Origin of the sequence: Pseudonocardia sp. McavD-2-B, assembly GCF_024124365.1 — a bacterium.
Lineage (GTDB): Bacteria > Actinomycetota > Actinomycetes > Mycobacteriales > Pseudonocardiaceae > Pseudonocardia > Pseudonocardia alni.
This window is the reverse complement of sequence record NZ_JAMXSG010000316.1, coordinates 1-6,015: the sequence shown is the minus strand read 5'-3', so window position 1 is coordinate 6,015 and position 6,015 is coordinate 1. Positions and strand designations below refer to the sequence as shown.

Genomic DNA, 6,015 nt, shown 5'->3' with positions numbered 1-6,015 from the left:
GGGGGGGGGGGGGGCCCCCCCCCCGAGCCCCCCCCCCGCCGTCGTCGTTTCGGAGAGGAACGTGCATGGCCGGGCCCGGCCCGGGGTAGCCGCTCGCGACAGTCCCGACGACACCAGGAGACCACCATGGCTCTGAACGACGACGACATCACCACCTCGAGCGGCTCCGGCCCCGAGGGCCCCGCGGACTCCGGCGCCGGCCAGGGCACCCCCGGCCAGCACGACGGCGGCGCCGACGGTGGCGCCGACAGCGGTGCGAACTGAGCTGAGCGAGCCGACGGCCGGTGCCGGATCGCCCCCCGCGGGCGCCCCGGTACCGGCCGGCGCGCGTGCGGCGTCCGGGAACGGCGCCCTCGCGCGGCTGGTCGGCTCGGACACCGACACGTTCGGCGCCCGGCACTGGGGCACCACCGCGCTGCTGCGCACCGGCGCGGACACCGGCGCGTTCCGCGACCTGCTCGACCTCGACGGCGTCGACGAGCTGCTGTCCCGCCGCGGGCTGCGCACCCCGTTCCTGCGGCTGGCCCGCAACGGGTCCGTCGTCGGCTCGGGTGACTTCACCGGCCCGGGCGGGGTGGGCGCCGAGGTCGGCGACCAGGTCCGCGACGACAAGGTCGCCGCGTTGTTCGGCGACGGCAGCACCGTCGTCCTGCAGGCGCTGCACCGCGTCTGGCCCGGCGTCATCGACTTCTGCACCGCGCTCGCCGAGGACCTCGGCCACCCGGTGCAGGCGAACGCCTACATCACCCCGCCCCAGTCCCAGGGCTTCTCCGCCCACTACGACGTGCACGACGTGTTCGTGCTGCAGCTGGCCGGGCAGAAGCACTGGCGCGTCCACGCACCGGTCCACACCGACCCGCTGCGCAGCCAGCCCTGGAGCGACCACGGCGACGCCGTCGCCGCCCGCGCCCGCGACGACGAGCCCGTGATCGACCGGGTCCTCGAACCCGGTGACGTGCTCTACCTCCCCCGCGGCTGGCTGCACTCCGCCACCGCGCTCGGCGACGTCTCGGCGCACCTGACCGTCGGCGTCCACGTGGTGACCCGGTACGCGCTGGTCGAGTCGCTGCTGGCGCTGGTCGCCTCCGACGAGCGGCTGCGCGCGAGCCTGCCGCTGGGGGTCGACCTGGCCGACCCGGAACAGCTCGCCCCGCACCTGGACGCGGTGCGCGCCGCGCTGACCGGTGCCCTCGCCGCCGTCCCCGCCGAGGACGTGTCGCGCCGGGTCCGGGGCCGGGTGTGGTCCGGCGGGCGCCCAGAGCCGGTCCGGCCGGTCGCCGCCGCCGCGTTCGCCCGCGATCTCGCGCCCGGGGACACCGTGCGCCGGCGCCTCGGGGTGCACCACCGCCTCGTCCCGGGCGATGATCGGGTCGTGCTGGAACTGGCGGAGAAGACGCTGACCCTGCCCGCCGTCGTCGCACCCGCGCTGGCGGCCCTGCTCGGCGGCGGCACCCACACCGTCGGGGACCTGCCCGGGCTGGACGCCGACGACCAGGTCGTCCTCGTCCGGCGGCTGCTGCGCGAGGGCGTGCTCGTCCCGGCCACGGCGTGACCGCGGCCCGGGAGTACCAGCACTGCGCGGAGCTCGCCGGGACGGCCGGTGACCCGGCGGAGGGCACCGCGCCGCCCGCGCGGCGCTGGTTCCTCGTCGAGCACCTCGGGCCGTGGCCGCGTCAGGCCCTGGCCGGGCTCGATCCTGCCGCCGCGTCGGCGCTCGGGGCCTGGGCCGGGGAGGAGGGCGCGCGGGTCGTGCTCGTGCGCCGGCCCGGGCGCCGGGACCGCGACGCCGTCGCACCGGGGCGGCGCTGGTTCCGCGTCGACGCCCGGCCCGGTCACGAGGACGTCCGCACCGGCATCTGGTCCTCCCCCGCCGAGCTGGCCGCCGCCGTCCACGCCGACGGCGACCCGCACCCCGACCCGCTGGTGCTGGTCTGCGCGCACGGCCGGCACGACGCCTGCTGCGCCGTCCGCGGTCGGCCGCTCGCCGCCGCACTCGTCGCCGACGACCCCGAGGGCACCTGGGAGTGCAGCCACATCGGCGGCTGCCGGTTCGCCCCCGCCCTGGTGCTGCTCCCCCACGGCCTGACCTACGGCGGCGTGACCCCGGCCGACGGGCCCGCCGTCGTGCGGGAGTACGGCCGCGGGCTCGTCGTCCCCGGTCTGCTGCGGGGGCGCTCCGCGCTGCCGCCCGCCGTGCAGGCCGCCCAGCACCACGCGCGTGCCGTCACCGGCGCGACCGGGGTGGACGACCTGGGCGTCGCGGACGTCGACTCCGACGGCCGGCCCCCCGGGCACACGTCCTGGCGGGTCACGTTCCACCACCCGGACTGCGTGGTCGAGGTGCGGGAACGGTTCGTGGAGGTGGACCGGCCGCTGACGTGTGCGGCCCGCCCGGCGGGCCGGATCCGGGTCTTCGACCTCGTCGACACCCGCACCTGACCTCCGGCGGGGCGGCCGTCGTTTCCGAAACGGAAACGACCGGCCGATCAATCCCGTCCGCACCGGAGCCCTGGATGACCTGCGGACAGGTCGTGGCGGGGCGACCCGCGCTGTCCGGTTTCGCCCGATGTGAGGCGGGAGACAGCCCGACGGCGATAACAGTGCGGTAGTGGTGTTCGGTTGCACCACTACGACGCCGTCGCCCCACCACGCTCCCCACGAAGGAACGGAAGGCCCCCATGGACCCCCAGACCCCCGTCGTCATCCTCTGCGGAGGCAAGGGCACCCGCATCCGCGAGGCATCGGAGAGCCTGCCCAAGGCGATGGTCGAGATCGGTGACCGGCCGATCGTCTGGCACATCATGAAGACCTACCGGGAGCACGGCTTCCGGCGCTTCGTCCTGTGCCTGGGGTACAAGAGCTGGGCGATCAAGGAGTACTTCCTCGACTACCGGGCCCGCTCCGCGGACTTCACCCTGTCCATGTCCGACCGGCACCGGATCGACTTCCACAACGGCGTCGACGAGGACTGGGAGATCACCTTCGCCGAGACGGGCCTGGAGGCCGCCACCGGCTCGCGCGTCCGGAAGATCGCCCAGTACGTCGACACCGAGAACTTCTTCCTCACCTACGGCGACGGCGTCGGCACCGTCGACATCACCGCCCTGGCCAAGGAGCACGAGCAGTCCGGGAAGATCGGCACCGTCACCGGGGTGCACCCGACGTCGAAGTTCGGCGAGATGAACGTCGAGGGCGAACGGGTCGTGGAGTTCAACGAGAAGCCCACCCAGGTGACCGGCTTCGTCTCCGGCGGGTACTTCGCCTTCCGCCGCGAGTTCCTCGACTCCTACCTCGGCGAGCCCGACGACGACGGCGTGTGGCTCGAGCACGAGCCGCTGCAGCGCCTGGCCCGCGACGGGCAGCTCAACGTGCACCGCCACGAGGACTTCTGGTCGGCGATGGACACCTTCAAGGACTTCGAGTACCTCAACAGCCTGTGGGCGCGCGACCAGGCGCCCTGGAAGATCTGGGCCTGACCGGCCGTCACCGGGGATCGGGGAGCGACGACTCCCCGGCCCGGTGGCTCATCAGGTCCCCCGGCTGGCAGCCCAGCGCCTCGCAGATCGCCGACAGCGTCGAGAACCGGATCGCGCGGGCCCGGCCGTTCTTGAGCACCGACAGGTTCGCGTGCGTGACCCCGACCCGGCGGGCGAGCTCGGTGAGCGTCATCCCCCGCTCGGCCAGCAGCGTGTCGAGATGGATCTCGATCGCCGACTCCGGTTCCGCGGGCACCGCTACACCGTCCCGTCGAGGTCACGGCGCATCCCGACGCCCTCGACGATGATCGAGCGCAACAGCAGGACGCCGACGCCGACGGCCACCGTCGACCACTCGAGCGCCGCACCGAACGCCGGGCCCAGCTCGCCGCCGACGGTCGCACCGGCCAGCACGTGGCTGCGCAGGTACGCGGTGTCCATCGCCTCGACCAGGGCCCACACCGGCTGCCCGACCAGCGCCCAGCCCAGCAGACCCACCCGGCGCGGCAGACCGTCGCAGAACAGGCCCCGCTCCCGCGCCAGGTCCAGCGCCCGCAGCGCGAGGCCGATGACCACCGCCCCGTAGAGGGCGGGCAGGAGCTGCGGCAGCTCGGCGAGCACCGAGCCGAGGCGCGGCGAGTCCTGTCCCATCACCAGGGGCGATCCCTCGATCATCCGCGCGGAGTCCGCCAGCGGCGGGTGGTCGTATCCCAGCTCGAACACGTACGACGTCGGCTCCCCGGCCAGCGCCTGCCCGATCTTCCCGACCGCGGCCGCGGCCAGGAACGCCAGCGCGACCGCCAGCAGCACGAAGTAGAGCCTCGCGACCAGCCGGACGGCGCTCAGCATCCACGAATCCACTGTCATGACATCCCCCCGGATGCATCGTTCTTCGATACGTCGAAGAACAGTACACCGAAGAACGATATACTCAGGACGGCGTCGCGCTCAGCGCCTCCGTCGGATTCAGGTCCGCGTACTGCGCCACCGACCCGTTGCGCACCGCCCCCCACAGCTGCGCGCTGCGCCGCTCGTCGAGGTAGACGACCGACTGCTCCCCCTCGCGCCCCAGCCCGGCCACCGGCGCGGTCACGAACGCCACACCCGAGCCGCGCAGGTTGCGGTTCTCCAGGGCCAGCTGCACCAGCCCGGTGTTGGACAGCGAGTCGTCCACGCTCACCGCGTCGCCGACGCTGGTCGCGAACGCGTAGAGCGCGGTCGGGTCGGTCGTGGCCTTCTCCTGGACCGTCGCGAGCAGTGCCTTGATGGCGTTCTGCTGGCGGGCGGCGCGGTCGATGTCGCCGTTCGGGAGGCCGTAGCGCTGGCGCACGTAGGCCAGCGCCTGGGCGCCGTCCAGGTGGTTCTCCCCCGCCCGGAAGTCCACACCGGCATTGCTCGTCGCCTGCGCCACCTGCACGTCGATGCCGCCGACGGAGTCGACGAGCGAGGTGAACCCGGCGAAGTCGACGACGCCGAAGTGGTCCACCCGCACCCCGGTCAGCTTCTCCACGGTCCGGATGAGCAGCGGGGCGCCACCGAACGCGTAGGCGGCGTTGATCTTGTTCATGCCGCGGCCGGGGATGTCGACCCAGGAGTCGCGCGGGATCGACACGACGCTCGCGTGCTCGCCGTCGGGGGCGAGGGTGCCGAGCATGATCACGTCGGAGCGCTGGGAGCCCGCGTCGACGCCCGGGGCGGCGTCGATGCCGGTGGTGGGGGCCTCGGCGCGGGAGTCGGTGCCGACGAGCAGGAACGTGGTGCCGCCGAACGTCGCCGGACGGCTGCTGGCGTCGATCCCGCGGAACGCGTCCGGGATGCGAGCGATGCCACCGCCGATGCTCGAGGTCAGGTAGGCGACCACACCCCCGATCGCGAGGAGCAGCACGAGGACGAGCGCCAGAAGGACGGCAAGCACCCGCCGCCCGCGACGCCGGGGCCGTCCGTCGCGCAGGCCGGGCGCGACGGCGTCGTGCCGGGGCGGGGGGACGGCGATGCGCATCGGGTCTCCTGGATCTCCGTGGACGGTCGTCCGGTTCGTCGCCACCGGGCGTCCGCCGTTACGTGCCACCGCACGGTCCCACTCCCGGTGCCGCGCAACGTCACCGGTCGTCGCAGGTCAGCGGCTCGGCGCGCACACAGCGCAGTCACAGAGGGGTGCTGTGTCATCAGATGTGGGGAACCGACGGCCCTCTCGCTAATGGTCCGGACGGACCAGGCGAACTCAGGGGCAGAACGGCCGCACGGCCGTCGCGGACCGAGGAGGAACCCATGAGCGTCACGCCCGAGACCCCCGCCACCGTCGGCACCGGCACCGCTCCGGTCGCCATCCCGGCGCCGCGCGGCGCCGCGGAGAACGGCGCGCTGCCGCCCGTCGCGGCCACCCCGGTCGCGGTCGACCTGTGCCGCTGCGGGCATGAGATGCCCTGTGTCAACCCGCCGCTTGTTGATCTTCGAGGAGGCGTTGGAGGGCGCGGTGTCGGGTGGGGTCGTAGGCGAGGTTGTCCTGCCAGCAGTGCCAGATGACGAACAGCCAGGCGCG

At 73.9% G+C, this 6,015-nt stretch carries 7 protein-coding genes; 4 read left to right on the top strand and 3 right to left on the bottom strand.

What is annotated here, in order from left to right; translation table 11 throughout:
* The first annotated feature begins 126 nt into the window (after window positions 1–126).
* From NH602_RS27035 to NH602_RS27020, 4 genes are all read left to right on the top strand, one after another.
* Window positions 127–264, top strand: a complete 138-nt coding sequence (locus NH602_RS27035; protein ID WP_253069255.1) for a hypothetical protein — start codon at window positions 127–129, stop codon at window positions 262–264.
* Complete coding sequence (locus NH602_RS27030; protein WP_253069254.1) at window positions 254–1,552, top strand: JmjC domain-containing protein; 1,299 nt, start codon at window positions 254–256, stop codon at window positions 1,550–1,552. The genes NH602_RS27035 and NH602_RS27030 overlap by 11 nt, the downstream gene beginning before the upstream one ends.
* The gene (locus tag NH602_RS32055; protein ID WP_253069253.1) at window positions 1,549–2,439 is read left to right on the top strand and encodes a sucrase ferredoxin; all 891 of its coding nucleotides are present in this window, start codon (window positions 1,549–1,551) and stop codon (window positions 2,437–2,439) included. Before NH602_RS27030 ends, NH602_RS32055 begins: the two co-directional genes overlap by 4 nt.
* A gap of 239 nt (window positions 2,440–2,678) precedes the next feature.
* Entirely contained in the window at window positions 2,679–3,476 is a 798-nt protein-coding gene (locus tag NH602_RS27020; protein WP_161152098.1) for a glucose-1-phosphate cytidylyltransferase, read from the top strand.
* A 7-nt stretch (window positions 3,477–3,483) separates the two neighbouring features.
* On the opposite strand, the gene NH602_RS27015 is transcribed toward NH602_RS27020, so the two are convergent.
* The 3 genes from NH602_RS27015 to NH602_RS27005 form a co-directional block, all read right to left on the bottom strand.
* Entirely contained in the window at window positions 3,484–3,669 is a 186-nt protein-coding gene (locus NH602_RS27015) for a helix-turn-helix transcriptional regulator (RefSeq protein WP_218913579.1), read from the bottom strand.
* Between the two features lie 65 nt (window positions 3,670–3,734).
* Window positions 3,735–4,325 carry a DUF2975 domain-containing protein gene (locus NH602_RS27010; RefSeq protein WP_253069252.1) on the bottom strand — a complete coding sequence of 197 codons (591 nt, stop codon included), beginning with the start codon at window positions 4,323–4,325 and terminating at the stop codon, window positions 3,735–3,737.
* Between the two features lie 82 nt (window positions 4,326–4,407).
* On the bottom strand, window positions 4,408–5,475 hold the full coding sequence (locus NH602_RS27005; protein WP_253069251.1) for an LCP family protein: 1,068 nt from the start codon (window positions 5,473–5,475) through the stop codon (window positions 4,408–4,410).
* Between the last annotated feature and the right edge of the window lie 540 nt (window positions 5,476–6,015).